This is a genomic window from Pseudomonas sp. GD03862 (genome assembly GCF_029840855.1).
GTDB classification, from domain to species: domain Bacteria; phylum Pseudomonadota; class Gammaproteobacteria; order Pseudomonadales; family Pseudomonadaceae; genus Aquipseudomonas; species Aquipseudomonas alloputida.
Window position 1 is genome coordinate 237,429 of the sequence record NZ_JAOCDI010000002.1, and the last position, 20,412, is coordinate 257,840.

15 protein-coding genes and 1 pseudogene are annotated in these 20,412 nt (G+C 61.1%); 2 read left to right on the top strand and 14 right to left on the bottom strand.

What is annotated here, in order from left to right; all coding sequences use genetic code 11:
• Positions 1-51 precede the first annotated feature (51 nt).
• The 13 genes and pseudogenes from N5D53_RS02655 to N5D53_RS02715 all read right to left on the bottom strand — a co-directional run bounded on the left by N5D53_RS02655 (position 52) and on the right by N5D53_RS02715 (position 17,453).
• The gene (locus tag N5D53_RS02655; RefSeq protein WP_279839722.1) at positions 52-672 is read right to left on the bottom strand and encodes a LysE family translocator; all 621 of its coding nucleotides are present in this window, start codon (positions 670-672) and stop codon (positions 52-54) included.
• A 61-nt stretch (positions 673-733) separates the two neighbouring features.
• The gene (locus tag N5D53_RS02660) at positions 734-2,842 is read right to left on the bottom strand and encodes a TonB-dependent receptor (protein ID WP_279839724.1); all 2,109 of its coding nucleotides are present in this window, start codon (positions 2,840-2,842) and stop codon (positions 734-736) included.
• An 89-nt stretch (positions 2,843-2,931) separates the two neighbouring features.
• On the bottom strand, positions 2,932-5,319 hold the full coding sequence (locus N5D53_RS02665) for a membrane-bound PQQ-dependent dehydrogenase, glucose/quinate/shikimate family (protein WP_279839810.1): 2,388 nt from the start codon (positions 5,317-5,319) through the stop codon (positions 2,932-2,934).
• A 303-nt stretch (positions 5,320-5,622) separates the two neighbouring features.
• Positions 5,623-5,907: pseudogene (locus N5D53_RS02670) on the bottom strand (thiamine pyrophosphate-binding protein); the annotation flags it as partial.
• Positions 5,908-5,968: 61 nt separating this feature from the next.
• Positions 5,969-6,697, bottom strand: a complete 729-nt coding sequence (locus tag N5D53_RS02675) for a transporter substrate-binding domain-containing protein (protein WP_279839726.1) — start codon at positions 6,695-6,697, stop codon at positions 5,969-5,971.
• A gap of 37 nt (positions 6,698-6,734) precedes the next feature.
• Positions 6,735-7,988, bottom strand: coding sequence for an OprD family porin (locus N5D53_RS02680; protein ID WP_279839728.1), 1,254 nt, complete (start codon positions 7,986-7,988; stop codon positions 6,735-6,737).
• Between the two features lie 113 nt (positions 7,989-8,101).
• Positions 8,102-9,418: an MFS transporter gene (locus tag N5D53_RS02685; RefSeq protein WP_279839730.1), complete on the bottom strand. Its 1,317-nt coding sequence runs from the start codon at positions 9,416-9,418 to the stop codon at positions 8,102-8,104.
• A gap of 61 nt (positions 9,419-9,479) precedes the next feature.
• Positions 9,480-10,532, bottom strand: coding sequence for a lactonase family protein (locus tag N5D53_RS02690; RefSeq protein WP_279839732.1), 1,053 nt, complete (start codon positions 10,530-10,532; stop codon positions 9,480-9,482).
• A gap of 121 nt (positions 10,533-10,653) precedes the next feature.
• Positions 10,654-13,323, bottom strand: coding sequence for an aconitate hydratase AcnA (gene acnA / locus N5D53_RS02695; protein WP_279839734.1), 2,670 nt, complete (start codon positions 13,321-13,323; stop codon positions 10,654-10,656).
• Positions 13,324-13,468: 145 nt separating this feature from the next.
• Complete coding sequence (locus N5D53_RS02700; RefSeq protein ID WP_279839736.1) at positions 13,469-14,356, bottom strand: LysR substrate-binding domain-containing protein; 888 nt, start codon at positions 14,354-14,356, stop codon at positions 13,469-13,471.
• 71 nt (positions 14,357-14,427) lie between these two features.
• Complete coding sequence (locus N5D53_RS02705) at positions 14,428-15,759, bottom strand: CitMHS family transporter (RefSeq protein WP_279839738.1); 1,332 nt, start codon at positions 15,757-15,759, stop codon at positions 14,428-14,430.
• Positions 15,760-15,837: 78 nt separating this feature from the next.
• Entirely contained in the window at positions 15,838-16,581 is a 744-nt protein-coding gene (phbB, locus tag N5D53_RS02710; protein WP_279839740.1) for an acetoacetyl-CoA reductase, read from the bottom strand.
• Positions 16,582-16,790: 209 nt separating this feature from the next.
• On the bottom strand, positions 16,791-17,453 hold the full coding sequence (locus tag N5D53_RS02715; RefSeq protein ID WP_279839742.1) for an aspartate/glutamate racemase family protein: 663 nt from the start codon (positions 17,451-17,453) through the stop codon (positions 16,791-16,793).
• Between the two features lie 155 nt (positions 17,454-17,608).
• Here N5D53_RS02715 and N5D53_RS02720 point away from each other — a divergent pair, with 155 nt between their 5' ends.
• The gene (locus N5D53_RS02720; protein WP_279839743.1) at positions 17,609-18,553 is read left to right on the top strand and encodes a GntR family transcriptional regulator; all 945 of its coding nucleotides are present in this window, start codon (positions 17,609-17,611) and stop codon (positions 18,551-18,553) included.
• Here N5D53_RS02720 and rraA read toward each other — a convergent pair.
• On the bottom strand, positions 18,544-19,023 hold the full coding sequence (rraA, locus tag N5D53_RS02725; protein ID WP_279839745.1) for a ribonuclease E activity regulator RraA: 480 nt from the start codon (positions 19,021-19,023) through the stop codon (positions 18,544-18,546). The genes N5D53_RS02720 and rraA overlap by 10 nt on opposite strands.
• Positions 19,024-19,255: 232 nt before the next feature.
• On the opposite strand from rraA, the gene N5D53_RS02730 reads away from it, so the two are divergent.
• On the top strand, positions 19,256-20,326 hold the full coding sequence (locus N5D53_RS02730) for an isocitrate/isopropylmalate dehydrogenase family protein (protein WP_279839747.1): 1,071 nt from the start codon (positions 19,256-19,258) through the stop codon (positions 20,324-20,326).
• The last annotated feature ends 86 nt before the right edge of the window (positions 20,327-20,412 follow it).

The following is a 20,412-nucleotide window of genomic DNA, read 5'->3' on the forward strand; positions in this document are numbered from 1 at the left end:
TTGCGCGAGCCTGTCGCAGCCAATTGCTGGCTTGCGACAGGCGTGTGGCACTTAATGCTTACTCAACGCCAGACGTGTGGCGAAAGCCACAAAGATCACACCCGTCGTACGGTCCATCCAGCGGATCACCTTCTCTCTACGCAACACCGTAGCCAATGACTGGGTCGCACCGATCAACACCAACGACCACAGCAAACCAAGCAGTACATGAATCCCTACCAGACCGAATGTCCAGGCAACCAATGGCTGGCCTTGCGGAATGAACTGGGGCAGGAACGAAACGTAGAAAATCCCCACTTTCGGATTCAGTACGTTCCCCATCATCCCCTTCACGAACCAGTTTGAGGACGCCTTCGCCTCAGGCTCGGCTGCAGCCAGAGAATGGCGGGGACGCATGAGCATGTTAAGGCCAAGGTAGGCCAGGTAGGCCGCACCACAGTACTTCAGCAAGTTGTAAGCCAGTTCAGAGACTGTGATCAATGCGCCCAAACCAAAAGCGACCGCAGCGCCCCACAGCAAGCATCCGGCATTTATACCCAGTGCGGCACGGAAGGCCTGCGACCTGCCCTCGACCGTGGCAGTTCGCAAGATCAGTGCCGTGTCGAGGCCTGGCGTCAAGGTGAGAACGGTTGCCGCCAAGGTGAAAGCCAGCAAATTGTCGGTTACAGACATCAAGAAAACTCAGCACGTTGATTTCTGCGCCAAAGGCGCATGAGGAAGTTGGGGCATCAGTCTACTGGAAGCGATATTCGAACCCAGCACCGGCATACCATGACCGCCCGGGGGCAGCTTCGTAATAGCGGGCGTTGCTGTCGCCGACGATGACAGACCCTACGTATTGCCGATCCATGATGTTATCTAGCCGCACCAGTTGGTGGAACGTCCATGCCCCATAGCGCTGTTCGAAGCGGGTTCTCCAGTTGAACACCGCATAGGCCGGAGCCGGCTTCGCGGTGTTGCTGTCCTCCACATAGACTTTACTGCGGTACTGCCCCTCAAGGCCCATGCTGACCGCCGCTGTCGGCTTCCAGATCAGCTCGCCATACAGATTGTTCAGTGGCACGCCGGGCAGTCGGTTGCCGCTGTCGATGGTCTGGACGCCTTGGGCAAAGTCTTGTGCGTAACGCGCATCGGTGCGGGTGTAGACCCACGTCGTTTGCCACTGGTCATTCAGATCGCTTTGCACGCTTGCCTCGAAACCTCGGCGCAATGTGCGCCCGGCGTTGTGGTAGCTGGTGCGACCACCCGAGGCGCTATCGACCACGATCTCATCATCCGTGTGAATTTCGTAAACGGCTGCATTCAGACGGGTGCGCTCGCCAACTCGATACTTGACCCCCACCTCATACTGGGTACTGGTGGCTGGCTTCAGGCCGAAGTTGAAGCTTTCGGTAACGCCTGGCGCATAAGCCATCTCGGCCTGGGTAGGGGTTTCGAAGCCTTTGCCGACACTCACGTACCCACGCAGATCAGGCGTGAATGCATACATAACCGACAGTGAAGGCGTGTTCTGCTGATACTTTTTCGAACCACTGGAATCGCCATTGGCCAGGTAGTGATCATCGACCTGCATGTCCATGGTGCTGTGGCGCAGGCCAAGTTCGGTGGTCCACTTGCCAACCTCCCAGTGGGCCTGGATATACGGGTCAAGGCTGGTAGCCGTATCGCGCTCGTCACGTCGCAGCTCGCCTTTGACGCCCAGTTGATCACCGTTGAAATTCTGGTAACCGCGTCTGTCGTCGGTGCTCTGGTCATAATCGGCGCCGACGGTGACGGTGAGGTTGCCAGGCATCTGAACAATCGGCTGGATCCAGCGCAAGGTGCCGCCATGGAACTCACGGTCGAAGTCCACCACACCACCACCGCGTTGGCTGTTGGAAGCCACAGTCCGAGGTATGGACAGGTACTGGACGACGCTACGCTGCCCCGCGTAGAGGTTGAATTGGAGGGTTGCATCCCCCACATAACGCTCGTAGTTCATGCCTACTTGCTGATGGTCGATGCTTTTGCGCGTGTTGTAGATGTCAGCCACTGCTGCCGTTGAACGAGGATCGTGCTTGTAGGCATCCCACGTCTGCCCCAACGGGTCCTGCGTATTGTTCTGTTCCAGGCTGCTGTAGATGAGCGCCAATCGGGAATCGTCATCAGGCTTGACGTTAACTTTGGCGAAGGTCTGGTCACGACGTGCTGCGCTGTGATCTCGGTAGCCGTCGGTGTCCATGCGTGAAGCATCGAGCAAGAAGCCGGCCTTATCGTTGCCACCTTCGGAGTACAGGTGATTTTTGTTGAAGCCATCACTGCCGAAGGTTGTTTCCGCACCTACAGTGGCAGGCCCTTGGCCATCCCGGCTGAACATCTGGATGACCCCACCCGCATTGCTGCCGTAGACGGTCGCAGCGGGGCCGCGCAGCACCTCGATGCGGTCTGCCACATCCAGATTGAGCGTAGCCGCCTGCCCCTGCCCGTCCGGCGTGCTGGCGGGAATACCATCGCTCAACAGCTTGATGCCACGTACGCCGAAAGCCGAACGTGCGCCGTAGCCGCGGGACGATACTTGCAAGTCCTGAGCATAGTTTTGCCGGTTCTGCGCCACCAGGCCGGGCACTTTAGTGAGCACTTCCGACAGGTTCACACCCAGCTGGCCAGCACTACCCTGTGAAAGGTCGACGGTATCGATGGAAAACGGAAGATCGAAACTCGCGGTAGGCGCGTATGACCCAGTAACCACCGTGGGTTCAACGGTGAGGCTTTCTGCGTAGCTTAGGGTGCTCACGCTCCCTGTCAGCAGCAATGCCAAACCGGCGGGCAACCGTGCATGCAAAGATAGGTTTTTTGGGTACATGAGAAAGAATCAAACGAGAATAGAAAAAAACGGCCCAGGCCGGTGGGATACCGAGTCTGGGCCGCTTATACACACGCTGCCTGGCTTACTTATGGCAAGGCGTATGCAATCACGCTGTCACCGCGCTTGTCGGAGTGCGGCGAACCACCGGCGAAGATGACAACATATTGCTTGCCGGTCTTCTCCGAACGGTAGGTGATCGGACCGCTCTGGCTGCCAACAGGTAGACGCGATTTCCACACTTCTTCACCGGTGCGGCTGTTGTAGGCGCGCAGGTAGAAGTCCTGGGTGCCAGCAAAGAACAGCAGGCCCGACTTGGTGGCCAGCGATGGGCCGAGGGTCGGCATGCCCAGCGGCAATTGCAGGCCAGTGGCGATACCCAGTGGGCCAGTGTCCTGAACAGTACCTACCGGAACCTGCCAGACCAGCTTGTGGGTCTTCAGGTTGACTGCCGACAATGTACCGAAAGGCGGTGCCTGGCACGGTACGCCGAACGGCGACATGAAACGCTCGCGCCAGGTACCGAACGGCGTGCCCTTCTGCACGATGATGCCCATGCCTTCACTGCTGCCGGTGCCAGGCGGGATATCCTTGGCCGGAACCATGTTGTAGTGCAGGCCCAGACGCAGGTCATTGACGAACATCAGGTTGGTCGTCGGGTCAACCGAAACACCGCCCCAGTTCATGCCGCCCAGCGAACCTGGGTACTGGATCGCCCAATCTTCGCCCGGCGGGGTGAAGACACCGTCGTAACGGCTCGACTTGAAGATGATGCGGCACATCAGCTGGTCGAACGGGGTTGCGCCCCACATGTCGGACTCTTTGAGGGTTTCGTTACCGATGTTCGGCATACCCACGGAGTACGGCTGGGTCGGCGAGTAGCGCTCACCCGGCAGGTTGCCCTGAGGCACCGGCAGCTCCTTGATATCGGCGAGTGGCTTGCCGTTGGTGCGGTCCAGCAGGTAGATCATGCCGGTCTTGGAAGTGACCGACAGCGCCTTGGACACCGAACCATCATCATTGGCGATGTCATACACCAGCGGCTGGCCGGTGACATCGAAGTCCCAAATGTCATGGTGGACAGTCTGGAACGACCAGACTGGGCGGCCTGTGGCAACGTTGACCGCTACGATGGACGAGCCGTATTTGTCGTCAGCTTCAGTGCGGAAACCTGCCCAGAAATCAGGCGTGGCGTTGCCAGTCGGCAGGTAAACCATCCCCAGTTCGGCATCAAAGGACATGCCTACCCAGACGTTTGGCGTACCGCGCGTATAGCCCTCAGGCGACAGAGGCTCACGGGTAACTTCCGGGTTACCCGGATCCCAGGCCCAGACCAGCGTACCGGTTACCGCATCGAAAGCACGGACGACACCTGGCGGCTCGTTGGTTTCAAAGTTGTCGATTACCCGACCACCAACGATCACCAGATTGCCTGCAACCAGCGGCGAGGACGACTGCTGGTAGTAACCAGGCTTGACTTCGCCCATGCCGACTTTCAGATCGACTGCACCGTTGTCACCAAAATTGGCAACAGGCTTGCCCGTGTGAGCATCGATGGCCACAAGACGACCATCGCCAGTAGGGAAGATCAGGCGTTGCGGGCTGACGGATGCATCCAATGGGGCGTCGGCAGCACTACCAGGTACAGCAGCGGACTTCTTGGCAGTGGTGGCATCGAAGTAAGCCATGCCACGGCAGCGCTGGTAGGTCGAGTTGCCCTTGCCAGCCGCGTAACGCCAGTTTTCCTTGCCGGTGTCGATGTCGTAGGAAATTACAGTGCTGTAGGTGGTGCAAACGTACAAGCTGTCACCCACCTGCAGAGGCGTATTCTGGTCTTCGGCATCTCCCAGTCCTGACACAACAGCCTCGCCGGTATGGGCGGTCCAGGCAATTTTCAGGTCCTTGACGTTCGCCGGCGTGATATCACCCACGCGCGAGAAGCGCGAACCATGGTTATCACCCGCCCAAGCCTTCCAGTCGCCAGCTTCACCTTCAGTTTTCTCAACCGCTACATCCTGTGCCGCGGCTACAGACTCAGCATCACGAATGATGTTTTTCGGTTGGAAAGCGCTGATAGCAGTCAGCACGATACCAACCGAAGCCAACGCCCCAAGCGCCATGCCAGTCACACGGGCTTTACGAGCACGCGTGAAAAGCGGCACCGAAAAAGCAACCGCAGCACCAATGATTGCAAAGGCAAGTACGCGCGACAGCAGCGGCCAGAACTTCAGGCCGACATCAAGCAGAGCCCAGATAACGGTATACGCAACGACTACCGCAATCAGCAGCACGCCGAGGAAACGGCGTCGAATGATCATGGCACCTGCTGCAATCAACAGAACGCCGGCGATCAGGAAGTACCAACTCCCCCCCAACGATGCAAGCCAGGCACCGCCCCCGATGAAGTAGAGACCCGCCAACAGAATTATCGCCCCGAGGGTCGCGAGCCACGCTCGCCCCAGACGGCTCGGAATCACATCGTTTACCACGTTTACAGTCCTTCCAAGGTTACCAAAGGAAGGATTGTCGCATGCATGCAGATCAGCATACAAATATGAAGCCTCATTTGCGTGCAGATATTTCACTTTATTACAGGGCTTACAAGCCGCGTAATAGAGGCCCTGCGACCCGATCGTTTGTGATCAACTAGAAAATAGAGAGCCCCTTTTTCCCCAGACGCGACAAAACGGTGCAGCGCGTCCGAGGCGCGATGCATATAGGTCGTGCCAAACTCCGGGAGCGGGCAGTACCAAAGCTCAGGATGTCGATCGCAGATCGTAGAGGTTCACCATCGGCATGCCGCCCAGGGGCGTAGGCACTGGCGGTGATCAGGTTGGTGGCACCCAAGCCAAGGGTCGACAGACTGACGCTGGTCTTGCCGGTCAGGCGGCCATAGGTGGCGGCCATGAAGCCCGCAGACTACTCGTTACAGGTCAGTACCAGCTTGATCATTAACTTGCGCAGGGATTGCAGCAGGTCGAGGTTCTCCTCGCCAGGGATGCCGAATACATACTCGACACTTCGTTTTCCAGGCATTGCACAACAACATCGGCGGCCTTGGCCATTTGACTACTTACCTTAACTGCATCGCTTCATGAAACCGGGGCACGAACTGCCCCGGAAGGTTCAGCGCGGCGCGCTGACGTCGGTCTGCCCGGTGGCGAGCAGCGCGCCGCGCACGAAGCCGCTGCGCAACTGGCGGTCGACGAAATCGCGCACATAGGCGGCCGCATGGTCGCGCCCGCGAGGGACTGCCATGGCTTGGCGGATCGCAGTGAACGCGCCGTCGAGCACGCGATAGCGCGCATCGGAATCGGCGATTTTCTGCAGCGGCTGGCGTACGCCTGCGGCGGCATCGAGGCCCTGCTTGATGAATAGGTCCACCGCGCCGGCTGAAGTCTCTGCGCGCACCAGTTCGGCATGCGCCAAGGTACGGCTCAGGTAAAGGTCATACGCCGCGCCCTTGCCCACGGCCAGGCGCAGACCCGCTTGGTCGAGCGCCTCGACATCCTGGAACGGCGCCTCGCTGCGCACCAGATAGGTGCCCTCGATCAGCACATAAGGTTCGCTGAAAGCAATCTGTGCTTCACGCACCGGCTCGATGGCGAGAAACGCCACTTTCCAGGCGCCCTCCTCCAGTGCGGCGAATACTTTGCCGGCTGCATCGAAGGTACGCATCTGCAAGCTCACACCGAGCTCTTCGGCCAGCGCCTTGGCCAATGCCACCGACACCCCCTGTGGCTCGCCGTCCGGGCCGCGCTGCGCCAGAACTGGGTTGCCCAGGTTGATCGCGACCTGCAAGACACCTTCAGGCGCAAGCTCGGCCAGCACGTGCTGCGATATTTCATGTGACATCAACATACCTCCGTATTCAGGGGTGGCTTTCGTGCCCTCACCAAATTGGCAGGGTGTAGGAGACGATCAACCGGTTTTCATCGGTACCGCGGGCAAAGTTGGAGCGATACGCCGCATTACGCCAGCGAATGCCCAGGTTCTTCAAGGCGCCTGACTGGAACACATAGGCGATATCGGTATTGCGCTCCCACTCGCGACCTTCCTCGGTGGTCGTGGCAGGGTCGGCATGGTCACCTTTGACGTAGCGCGTCATGAAGGTCAGGCCGGGAATACCGAGCGCGGCAAAATTGTAATCGTAGCGCAGCTGCCACGAGCGCTCGCCCGGTTCGGCGAAGTCATTGAGCTGGATGTAGTTGGTGAGATACGGATCGGTGCCGTTGAGGAACGGCATGGAGGTATCGCCATTCATCTTCTGCAGGCCCAGCCCAAAGGCGTGTCCACCGAGGCTGTAGGTGAACATGCCACTGAGTGCGCCGCTGTCAATGGCACCGCCGCGAGCGTTGCCAGCATCATCGCTGAGCATGTAGCGCAGGTCGCTCTTGAGCTTGCCAGGGCCAATGCTCCAGCTGTGGTTGACGCCCACGAAGTTCTGCCGGTACACGTCCTGCAATTCGGCGTATTGGTAGCTGAGAGTCAGTGTCTTGCTGACCGCGTAGTCGGCGCCGCCAATCCAGTAGTCGTCGCCCTCCACGGCACCGGCAAAGCGCCGGTTCTTGTTGTTCAGCGTGATCTTCTGGGCATCGGTGGAGTCGCGGTCGGTCATGCGATTGAAACGCGCACCGGTAAAAGTCAGGCCTTCGATTTCATTGCTGGTCAGCAGCCCGCCTTCGAAGGTCTGGGGCAGGATACGGCCCGTGTTGGCCTGCACGGTGGGCAACTTGGGAATCAACGTGCCGTACTTGAACTCGCTTTGCAAGACCTTGACCTTGGCGGTCAGGCCCAGGCGGCTGAACGCGTCGGCTGCACGCCCGTCATCGTGCACCGGCAGCAAGCCGGTGCCGGCGCGGTCGGGGCTCGAGTCGAGCTTGATGCCCAGCATGCCCAGCGCGTCCAGGCCGAAGCCTACGGTACCGGGCGTATAGCCTGAGCGGAAGTCGAGAAGAAAGCCCTGCGCCCATTCTTCGCGTTTGGATTGGGCAGCGCCATCGCGAAAGTCACGGTTCAGGTAGTAGTTCTGCATTTGCAGGTTGAGCTTGCTGTCTTCGAAGAAGCCTTCGGCATTGGCTGCGCTGGCGAGCATGCAAGGAGACAGGGTGACAAGGGTACGCAGGATGTTCTTGTTGTTGTGCATCTGGCGATTTCCATTTGATTGGCAAGCGGTTGCCTGGCCCGGGGCATGGCACCAGGTAGCGAAGGAAACGGAGCAGGTCGGCGTGGGGCCGCAGAGCGCGGCCCCTTGCCGGATCAGTGGGCGGAGGCTGCCACCGGCTGATCGGGTTCCTTGTTGGTGACGCGCATCAGCGCGGTCATCAGGAAGGCGATCACCAGCAGCGCACTGAGGAACAGCAGGCCGGTAGCGGCGCTCTGGCTGTTGCCCTTGACAACGCCGATCAGCGATGGCCCGACGAAGCCGCCGAGGTTTCCGATCGAGTTGATCACCGCGATCGACACCGCTGCCGTGGCGCGATCGAGGAACAGCGTCGGCAGTGCCCAGAACGGCGACTTGAAGCTGTACAAGCCCGACAACGCGACGCAGATCATCGCCATCGACGCCACCGCGCTGGGCAGCATACCGGCACCGATCAGGCCGAGGGCGGCGACTGCCAGTGGAATGGCCGAGTGCATCTTGCGCTCATTGCGACGATCGGAGCTGCGCGACCAGATGATCATCGCGGCCGTCGCAACGATGTACGGCAGCATGGCAATTAGGCCGATCTGAGTGTGGGTCAGGTCGCTGGAGAAGCCCTTGATGATCTGCGGCATCCAGTAACCGACGCCCAGGCTGCCGCACTGGTAGACGAAGTAGATGAAGGCCAGATACAGCACCTTCTTGTTGACCATGGTCTTGAACACGCTCAGGCGCTTGACGTTCTTGCGGCTCTGGCGGTCGCGCTCGAGCTCGGCGATCAACCAGTCCTTCTCCGCCTGGGTCAGCCACTTGGCCTGCTCGGGCTTGTCGGTCAGGAAGAAGAAGCATGCTACGCCGAGGAATACCGCAGGCACGCCCTCGAGGAACAGCATCCAGCGCCAGCCGCTCCAGTCGAACCATTTGATGTTGTCCATGATCCAGGTCGACAGCGGCGCACCGATGATGTAGCTGACCGGGATGGCAGCGGTGAACAGGGCAACGGTGGTGGCCAGCTCCTTGGAGCGGAACCAGTAGGTCAGGTATACGATCACGCCCGGGAAGAACCCTGCCTCGGCGACGCCGAGCAGGAAGCGCAACACATACAGTTGGTTGGCGGTCTGGGCGAACGCGGTGGCGGCAGCGATCAGGCCCCAGGTCACGAGGATGCGGGCGATCCACACGCGCGCACCATACTTGTTGAGCATGACGTTGCTCGGCACTTCGAAAAGGAAGTAACCGATGAAGAAAATGCCGGAAATGAAACCGAAGGCTTCACTGGTCAGCGCCAGCTCCTTGTTCATTTCCAGGGCCGCGTAGCCGATGTTGGCGCGGTCCAGGTACGAGACGATATAGAGCAGGAACATGAAAGGGATGATGCGCAGGGTGACCTTGCGGACCGTGGCCTGTTCATCGACAGTCTTGTTGTTGTTCATGGCAACCTCACTGTGGGACGAGCTCAGCCCGTCCCTGTCATTGTTATCTATGCAACACGGTTCAGGCTGAAAAAACCATGCATACGGGGCTGCCGGTCGAAACCGAAAAGCCCGTTTCCTTCAAGCGTCCGTGCTGCGCATCGACTGCCATGGCAACGATGCTGTCGCTGTCTTCATTCAGGGCGAACAGAAAGCGCTGGTTGGGGGTCAGAGCGAAGAAGCGTGGCGTGCGACCGCCGCTGGGAACGACCTCGACCAGTTTCAATACTCCGGCCTGGCTGTCGAAGGCGAACACCGCGATGCTGTCGTAGCCACGGTTGGAGGCGTAGACGAAGCGGCCGCTGCGGTCTACTTCGATTTCCGAGGCCCGGCTGTTGCCGGTGTAGGTCGATGGCAGCGACGACAACACCTGCAGCGGTTGCAGCTCACCCGTTTGCTCGTTGAAGCGGTAACTGGTGACCGTCGAATCCAGCTCGTTGATGGCGAACGCATAGGCCGCGCTCGGGTGCAACGCCAGATGCCGCGGGCCCGCGCCTTCACGGCTGATGGCGTGGGAGTGTTCGGCCGGGGTCAGCTTGCCGTTATCGAAGCGGAAGCTGAATATGCGGTCCAGCCCCTTGTCCGGCACCAGCACGAAGCGGCCGCTGGCATCGAAGGGGTTGAAATGCGGCTTGGCGAACGGCTGTTCGATACGGTGCGGGCCGACCGGACCTTCGAGCCTGACCAACTGGCTGACCTTGCCGAGCAGGCCATCGGCGGCAATGTCCATTACCGCCAGCGTACCGGTGATGTGGTTGGACACCACCAGATGACGCTCGCTCGGGTCCAGCGCCAGGTGCACCGGGTTGCGCCCTTCGCAGCTCTGGGTGTTGAGCAGCTCGAGGCGGCCATCCTGGCAATTCACGGCGAAGGCGCTGACTTCAGTGCTGTCGCCGTGCACGGCGTATAGCCGGTCACCGGCGCGATTGAGCGCCAGGAACGAGGGGTTGAGCAGGTCGCCGAGCACCTGAATCCGCTCCAGCGTGCCCTCCTGCTGATCCACTTGATAGACCGTGATGCCATCACCACGGGCATTGCGTTCCCGGGTGGTGCGCGATCCGACATAGGCAAACATTGGATATCTTCTCCGCTTCACCAATTCATCCAAAACCGGCGCCCGCCTTTTTGCAGGTTGCAGGCGCCCTGGCAAGGGCATTGCCGCCCTCGCCGCTTCTACGCGGGAATTCGCCGAACGCTCAGCGGGTTCGCTTGACGACCTTGCGGATCACATACGGAAGCACACCGCCGTTCTTCAGGTAGCGGATTTCCTGCAGCGAGTCGATGCGGGCGATGACCTGCACCTGCTCGCTGCGCCCATCTGCCCGATGCACCATCAGCGCGATACGGTTATCGCCCACGACCAGATCATCGAGGCCGATAAAGTCGAAGCGCTCGCTACCGTCAAGCTGCAGGTCATCCACGCCCTGCCCGTCCTCGAACAGCAAAGGCAACACGCCCATGCCAATGAGGTTGCTGCGGTGAATACGTTCGATGCTGCGCGCCACCACGGCGCGCACACCCAGCAGTGCCTGGGCCTTGGCCGCCCAGTCGCGGCTGGAGCCTGCGCCGTAGTTGATGCCAGCGAAGATCACCATCGGCGTACCGGAATAGCTCTGAGCTGCATCGTAGAGCGGCAGGCAGGCGCTATGGTCGGCATTCCACGCCCAGGCGCCCGGCCCTGGCTGGTTGTCACCGAGCAGGCGGTTTCTGACCGACTTGTTGGTGAAGGCCCCACGCAGCATGACCTCGTGGTTGCTGCGCCGGGTGGAGTACTGGTTGAGGTCCTGCGGATCCTCGCCACGCTCGAGCAGCCATTGGCCGGCCTGGCTGTTGGCCGGAATGGCGCCAGCCGGGGAAATATGGTCGGTGGTGACGTTGTCGCCCAGCACCATCAACGGCCTTGCACCCTGGATGGCCAGGCTGTCCTTGGCCTCGGCCTGGATGTCGGCGAGGTATTGCGGGCGACGCAGGTAGGTAGAACGCGGATCCCACGGGAACTGCACGCTGCCTTCGGCCGACAGGGCCTGCCAGTGGTGGGTACCGTCCCACACCGTGGCCAGGCGCTGCTGGAAGAACTCGGGCTTGACCACCTTGGCAGCCAGTGCCGCGACTTCCTCGTCACTGGGCATCAGGTCGTGCAGGTACACAGGGTTGCCGTCACGGTCATCGCCGAGCGCCTCACGGGTCAGGTCGACCTCGATGGTACCGGCAATGGCGAAGGCCACGCACAGCGCAGGCGATGCCAAGTAACCCGCAGGCACCTTGGGATTGACCCGGCCTTCGAAGTTGCGGTTGCCGGAAAGCACGACCACGCCCTTGAGGCCCTGGTCGGCGAACGCCTCGACATGTTCTTCGAGCTTGCCAGAGTTGCCGATGCAGGTCATGCAGCCAAAGCCGGCCAGCTCGAAGCCCAGCGCAGAGAAATCCTGCAGCAGATCGGCTTCTGCCAGGTAATCGGCCACCACTTGCGAACCCGGCGAGAGCGAGGTCTTGACCCACGGTTTGCGTTGTAGGCCCAGGCGCCGCGCGTTGCGCGCAACCAGGCCGGCTTGCAGCATTTGCGCCGGGTTGGCAGTGTTGGTGCAACTGGTGATCGCGGAAATCACCACGGCGCCGTGGCTGATCGGCTCGCCAAACGAGGGTTCGAGGAACTGCTCGGGCTGAGGCCCGGCGATCAGGTTGCCACCGCCCAGTACTTCTTGCTTGAACGAAGGGCCGGAAGCCGACAGCGGCTGACGCTGGTGCGGCTGGTACGGACCGGCAACGCTCGGCTCGATGCTCGCCAGATCGAGCTCGATCAACTCGTCGAACTGAGGCTCCGGCAGATCGTCGCGCCGGTACAGACCCTGGACGTGCATGTAGCTGGCCGCTTGCAGGCACAGCTCGGCAGAGCGGCCGGTCAGCTTGAGATAATCCAGCGTCTGATCATCAAACGGGAAGAAAACGACAGTTGCGCCATATTCCGGCGCCATGTTCGAAACCGTGCCACGCGCCGCCCAGCTCAGCGTGGTGAGGCCAGGGCCGGTAAACTCCACGAACTTGCCCACCACCGAGCGTTTGCGCAGGATCTCGGCCACATGCAACGACAGGTCGGTAGCAGTCACACCCGGGCGCAGGGCGTTGGTGACACGGAAACCGATCACTTGCGGGAAGTTGATCGGCACGGGCTCGCCAACCATCGCCGCCTGGCCTTCCAGCCCGCCGACGCCCCAGCCGAGCACGCCGATCGCGTTGATCATCGGGGTATGGCTGTCGGTGGCGACCATGTCGTCCGGGTGCAGCAGGCGCTGGCCATCCTCGGTGCGGCTCTCCCACACCACCTTAGCCAGTGCTTCCATGTTCATCTGGTGAATGATGCCGGTGCCCGGCGGGATGACGCCGAAGTTGTCCAGGCTCTTCTGCGCCCACTTGATGAAGCGGTAGCGCTCGCTGTTACGGCGAAAATCGATGTCCAGGTTCTGCTCCACCGCCTCGGGCTCGGCATAACGCTCGACGATCACCGAATGGTCGATGGTCAACACCGCCGGAATCTGCGGGTTCATCGCAGCCGGATCGCCACCAAGCTCGGCGACCACATCGCGCATGCCGGCGAAGTCGGCCAGCGCGGGCAGGCACGTGGTGTCGTGGAACATCAGGCGGTTAGGCTGGAACGGCACTTCGCAGTCCGGCCCTTGGCCAATGGCCCGCGCGAGCACCGAATCGAGCGCTTCAGGCGTGCAGCGTGCAACGTTTTCCAGGAGGATGCGGATGGAATAAGGCAGGCGCTGCAGCTGAGCCTGGCTCAGCAGCTTGGTGAGATCGACGTAGGCAAACTGCTCCTCGTCGATCGCCATGTGACTCATCAGGTCGCGGGCGGTATCGGTCATGTTCTGCTCGTTTCTTATCATGTAGTCAGGGCCGGCAACTGCGATCGGCACTGGGAGTGAGCCGATACTAGACTCGCGCTGCCGGCGTGAAAATTGGTGAATTACCAAGGCAGCGTTCTCGATCGGAGAACGCTCTAGGAATGTGTCATTCGGTCAACCGGAGATGGTCGACGAAGGTCTTCAAGGTAGGTGAGGAGGCCTCGTACTTCTTCAGCGCCACCAGCAAGGTCCGCACCGCCCAAGGCTCATCCAGCGCCACCGCCTTGAGCTTGTGGCTACGCAGATATTGTTGGGTAACACTGCGCGGCAGTACGGCGATACCCAGGCCGTGGGAGATCATGCGACACATGCAATCGAAGCTGCTGATGCGAATGCGCAGTTTGAGCGCCAGGCCCAGTTTCTGCGCCTCCCCGGTCAGTAGCGTATGCATCGAGCTTTCCAGGTGGGGGCCGACCATCTCGTGCTCGAGCACCTCGGCGAACTTCACCGCCTTGCGCACCGCCAGCACATGGCCGCCCGGCACGACCAAGGTCAGTTCGTCGTGATGATAGGGATAGGTCTCCAGCCCCTGGGCCGCCGTCTGCGCGGCGATGATGCCCACGTCCGCACGACCATCGGCAACCGCTCGCACCACCGCGGAGCCAACGCGCTCCTCGATGTCGAACTTGATCTGCGGGTAGAACCGGGCGAAACCGGCCAGGTCGGCGGGAAGGAATTGCGACAGTGCCGAGGTGATGGCATGGATGCGGATATGCCCTTTGACACCGCTGGTGTAGCCGCTCAGCTCAGTATCGAGCTGGGCCATGGTCTGCTGCAGCTGGCGCGCATAGAATAGCAGCGATTGCCCGGCTGGGGTCAGGTCGACGCCGCGCGCGTTGCGAACCAGCAACTGCGAGCCGATCTGTGCCTCGAGCTCGGTGATGCGCTTGCTGATGGCCGATACCGCAACATGCTTGATGCGGCTGGCTCGGGTGAGGTTGCGCTCCTGCGCGACAGTAATGAACAGGTCCAGACTGGTGAGGTCGTAGCGCACGGCAAGATCCTGAAATAAAAAGGCGCCAGGGCAAGTGCAGCTCGCCCTGGCGAGAGAAACACCTGATCAGCTTAGCCTGCCGCCCAGGGGAAAAGGCCGAAACCGAGAGAAACGAACATGATCAGCATACACAGGGCGAACGCCCATTTGAGGGTGTACTTCTGGTGATCACTGAATTCGACTCCGGCGAGGCCGCACAGCAGGTAGGTGGAAGCGACCAGCGGGCTTAGCAGGTGAATCGGCTGCCCGACCATCGAGGCGCGACCGATTTCGGCGTGGGTGATGCCGTACACTTCCGCCGCCTTGGCCAGCACGGGCAGCACGCCATAATAGAAGGCGTCGTTGGACATGAAGAAGGTGCCCGGGATACTCGCCAGCGCAGTGATCGGCGCCATGTACGGGCCCCAGCTTTCCGGCAGCAGCGACAGGAAGCTCTTGGACATCGCATCGACCATGCCCGTACCCGACAGAATCCCGGCAAGAATGCCGGCGGCCAGGAAGATCGCGATCTGGTTCAACGCGGTGGGGGCATGCGCGGAAATCCGACGGCGCTGGTCCTGCATGTGCGGGTAGTTGATCACCAGGGCGATGGAGAACGCGACCATGAACAGAATTGCCAGGGGCAGAATTTCCAGCACCAGGCCGGTCATCAAGGCGATGGTCAACGCGGCGTTGAGCCAGAACAGTTTGGGTCGGCGCAGCTCGGCGTTTTCTTCCGACAGCGAAGGCGTGGCCTCGTTGTCGGCATCGTCGAACACCGTGGCGGCGGCGCCCAGCGACATCGGCAGGCGGCCGAGGCGCTGACGCTCGCGGGTACCGATGAACCAGGCCAGCGCCAGCACGCCGATGAAGCTGACCACCATGGTCGGGATCAACGGCACGAACAGCTCCGAGGTCTCCACCTGCAGCGATGCCGCAGCGCGCGCCAGTGGCCCACCCCAAGGCAGCAGGTTGGTGACGCTGGCGGCGAGGATCACCACGCAGGTCAACGCCAGCGGGTCCAGGCGCATGCGCTTGAACAGCGGCAACATGGCGGTGACGGTGATCATGTAGGTGGTCGAGCCATCGCCATCGAGCGAGACCAGCCCCGCGAGCAGGGCGGCGAAGACCACGGCCTTCATGGGGTCGCCGTTGATCAGCTGGATGAACTTCTTGATGATCGGGTCGAACAGACCGGTATCGAACATCACCCCGAAGTAGAGAATGGCGAACATCACCATGATCGCGGTCGGCGCTACCTTGCGCAGGCCGTCGATCATCATGTCGCCCATGTCCGGGCCGAAGCCTGCGATGAGCGCGAAGATGATCGGCACGGTGGTCATGGCCACCAAGGGCGACAGACGCTTGGTCATGATCAGGGCCATGAAGGTCACGATCATGCCGTATCCAAGAAATGACAGCATTTGTATCACCTTGACTGAATGTACAATTATTTTTATGGGTCAGCGCCCGCAGGCGCATCAAGGTAGAGCTGATCGCAGTCAGCTCATGTGCAGGCCGCCATTGAGCGAGAAGTCCGCCCCGTTGGCATACCCTGATTCGTCCGAAGCCAGCCAGGCGCAGATCGCCGCGATCTCGTCGGGCGTGCCCAGGCGGCGCGCCGGGATGTCCTGGATGATCCGATCCATCGCCGTCGAGCTGGTCACCGAACGCAGTTTAGGGGTACTGATGAACCCAGGGGATACCGTGTTTACGGTGACGCCCCGCGAGCCGACCTCGCGGGCCAAGGCGCGGGTGAATCCGCGGATGGCGGATTTGGCAGTGGAATAGTTGACCTGGCCGACTTGGCCGATCTGGGCGTTGACCGAAGAGATGTTGATGACCCGGCCCCAACCGCGCGCGACCATGTCGTCGACCACCTGGCGGGTAACGTTGAACAGCGAGTTCAGGTTGGTATCGATCACGGTCGTCCAGTCGCTGGGCTGCATGTCGCGGAACACGACATTGATGGCGGTACCGGCATTGTTTACCAGCACATCGACAGGCCCCACCTCGCGCTTGATGCGCGCGAAGGCTTCCTGGCAGGAGCCCCAGTCGGCGACATTGCCCTCGGAAGCGATGAACTCGAAGCCCCGCTGCTTCTGCTCGGCCAGCCAGGCATCCTTGTGCGGCGAGGCCGGTGCACAGCCAACCACCACGGTGAAGCCATCCCGAGCCAGGCGCTGGCAGATGGCGGTACCCAGGCCGCCCATTCCGGCAGTGACGTAGGCGATGCGTTTGCTCATGTGAGTACTCCATTTATGTTTTTGTGGGGAGCATGACTTGCCACTTGAAGCGGCGTTGGTTGTTACTTAACGCGAAGCTGGATTGTTTTGCAAGGTGACGCAATACAATTATTGCTCCACGCCGATGACCGACATTCGTCGATGGAAGCGCCTCGCGGGGTAAAGCCTCCCACCACCACGCTGGATTTGTTGAATCCAAGATGCAGTTTTCAACCCTCAAGCAACCTGCGTAACAGCAGCACGGCGCTGTCCGGCGTGGTCAACACCTTGCGCCCACTGACTTCGCGCGCAGCGGGCGCTGCGCTGGTCATCGAGAATTGGGAGAAGCACACCACGTCGCAGTCAGCCAGTTGCCCGGCAAGTTGCGCTACCAGGTGGTCATGGCGCTCGACATCTCCGGCGTGCAGGGCCTGGAAGGCATCCGCCGACGCTGCGCTCTCCAGTTGCAGAGGCACTCCCTGGGCGGCTGCGGCCTGGCGAAACTCCGCACTCATCGACTCGATGGAGGGCTCGAAGGTCGCCAGAATCCCGATCCGGCCGCCAAGCGCCAGTGCCTGCTCGATCATCGCCTCGTTGGGCTTGAGTACCGGAATGTCCAGCTGCTGGCGGCTTAGCTCGATGGCCTCACCGAATGCCGAGCAGGTGAACAATACCGCATCGGCGCCCGCCGACCGGGCATACCGAGCCAAGTCGCAGAAGCGCTGCTTGAGTGCCTCGGTCAGACGCCCGGCGCTGCGCAGGTCCCGCGACAACGAGTCTTCGAGCAAATTACACAGCTCAGCCTCGGGCCACAGGCTGGCGAACGCCGCATTGATCGGCTCGATCGCCACCGATGTTGCGTGCACAAGAAAAATACGCTTGGTGCTGGTCATGTCCCCTCCAGAATGCAAACATTGATTTGGGCAGGCGCCATGCCGCCGCTCGCAAGGTTGCGACCGGCGTTGCGCTGCCTCGACAAAAACCTAATTGCGGCCGGCATTTCGCCAGCCATTCGCGGCCTGCCGCCTGAAGCTCGAAGCCTCGACATATGACCACCAGAATCAGACCGGACCTCGCCGGCCAGCTTGCCCCCAAGATTCTCGACATGGCCCGCGCCCGCTCGATGCGCGCGGGCGACCCGTTGCGCGAAGAAGCCTTCGCCAAGGAACTCGGTGTCTCCCGCTCGCCTGTCAGGCGCGGATTCGCCCTGCTGGAAGACCTCGGCATGGCGGTCAAGGAGCCCAATCGCGGCTACTTCCTCACGGTCGACGCGCGCAGCATCGATGCCCGCAAGCTGCCGCTGGACATCGACCCGTTCGAAGACTTTTACCTGCGCGTAGTCAACGACGTGGTCACCGGCGAGATCAGCATTTCGTTCTTCGAGGCCGAACTGCTGCGTAAGTACGAGGTTCCCCGTGGGCAATTGGTCAAGGTCCTCAATCGTCTGGCCAACGAGGGCATGATCGAACGCAATCCCGGGCAAGGCTGGAGCATCAACAGCTTCCTGCATGACTCCGAGGCGCATGTCCAGAGCTACCGGTTTCGCATGGCGATCGAACCGGCAGCGCTGCTCGAGCCCACCTACAAGGTCGACCAGGTGGCATTCGCCAAGGCCCGGCGCACCCAGCAGCAACTGCTTGACGGCGACATCTTCAAGTTGTCCCGTTCGCAGCTGTTCCAGATCGGCTCCAACCTGCACGAACTGATCGTGCGCTGTTCGGGCAATGCGTTTTTCCTCGAGGCGATCCGTCGGCAGAACCAGTTGCGCCGCTTCATGGCCTACCAGGCCAACGTCGACCGCCCGCGCCTGATCAACCAGTGCAAGGAACACATCCAGTTGCTTGACATGATCGAGCAGGGCCACCGCGAACAGGCGGCCGCCTTTCTGCGCGAACACCTGGATGTCGTAAGCCGACTCAAGGCAGCGCGCGAGGCCAAGGAAGCGCGGGAGCTGAGGCATCTGATCGACCTGGCCGATTCGGGTCAGGCGTAAGGCGCGTCGAGCACCACCACCCCATCATCGTCGGCGTACAGCCAGGCGCCTTCGGCAATGCTCACCCCGCCGAAGCTCAGCGTCAGGCCGCGCTGCCCCTCGTTGCGCTTGACCGACTTGCGCGGCGAGACGCCTAGGGCCTTGATCGCCATCGGCAAGCCGCGCAGCACCGCCTTGTCGCGCACATACCCGTTCACCACCACGCCAGCCCAGCCGTTGTTCAACAGATCCTCGGCAATGTGATCACCAAATAGCGCGCAGCGATCGCTACCCCCGCCATCGACGACGAGCACTTTGCCTTGGCCGGGCTGGCTGCTCAGTTCCTTGATCCGCGAGTTGTCCTCGAAGCATTTGACGGTCACCGCCTGCCCCTGGAAATCGGCCTTGCCGCCGAGGTCCACGAATTGCGGGGCGAGCACCTGAGCCTTGTCACCCAGTTCATCGCACAGGTCAGTGGTCTTGATCAGCATTGCTTTGCCTCCATCGAATGGTCATGTGGAAAACAAATGTTGCATAAATTGGATTTACATGCAATAAAATGCAAAGGCGTCGAGAGGGATGACTTCTCCCGGAGGTGTTCGATGAACCGCGTAGGCCATTGCTCAGCATTGTATTACGCGATCATGACATACACTTTACGCACCAAGGCACCGCCTGGATTACCCACGGTACAGCCCGAACAAAAATGGTTAGGAGATTGTGATGCGAATTTTGGTTCTTCCCTGCGACGGTATCGGCCCTGAAATCGTCGAATCTTCGATGTCAGCGCTGCAGGCCGCCAACAACAAGTTTGATCTCGGCCTGGCGTTCGACTATGACGATGTCGGTTTCGTCAGCCTCGAAAAATATGGCACCACCCTGCGCGAAGAGGTGCTGGAAAAAGCCAAGACCTACGATGGCATCATTCTTGGCACCCAGTCCCACGCCGACTACCCGGCGCCGGAAAAAGGCGGGCGCAACGTTTCAGCAGGCTTCCGCATCGGCCTGGATCTGTATGCCAACGTGCGCCCTGCACGCACTCGCCCGTTCCTCGAGTCGAACATGAAGCCAGGCAAGAGCATGGACCTGGTGATCATGCGCGAGGCCACCGAAGGCTTCTATCCAGACCGCAACATGTCCCGCGGCTGGGGTGAAGTGATGCCTTCGCCGGACATGGCGCTTTCGACCCGCAAGATCACCCGCCATTGCAGCGAGCGTATCGCCCGCCGCGCCTTCGAACTGGCCATGAAGCGCAACCGCAAAGTCACGGCGATTCACAAGGCCAACAGCTTCCACATGACCGATGGCCTGTTCCTGGAGTGCGTGCGCAACGTGGCCAAGGACTTCCCGGAAGTGCAACTCGACGACCTGCTGGTCGATGCCTCCACCGCGCACCTGGTGCGCAGCCCCGAGCGCTTCGACGTGCTGGTAGCCACCAACTTCTACGGCGACATCATCAGCGACCTGGCCAGCGAGCTGTCTGGCAGCCTGGGCCTGGCCGGCTCGATGATGGCCAGCGACATCCATTGCTGCGCCCAGGCCCAGCACGGCTCGGCGCCGGATATCGCCGGCCAGGACAAGGCCAACCCGGTGTCGATGATCCTGTCGGTGGCCATGCTGCTCCAGTGGATGGGCGAACACCACGGCAAACCTGCGCTGTTCGAGGCAGGCAAGGCCATGGAACAGGCGGTCGACGCAGTCCTGGAAGACCCCGCCAAGCGCACCGCCGACCTGGGTGGCCAGCTAGGCTGCCGCGCGTTCGGCGAGGCCGTGGCCGCTGTCATCAACGGCTGACAGCCCGAGCGGCACGCACCGCGTGCCGCTTCCCCTTTCCATCAATGGCCTGTGTTCCGATCCCAGCGCATTCGGTGCCAGGCAGG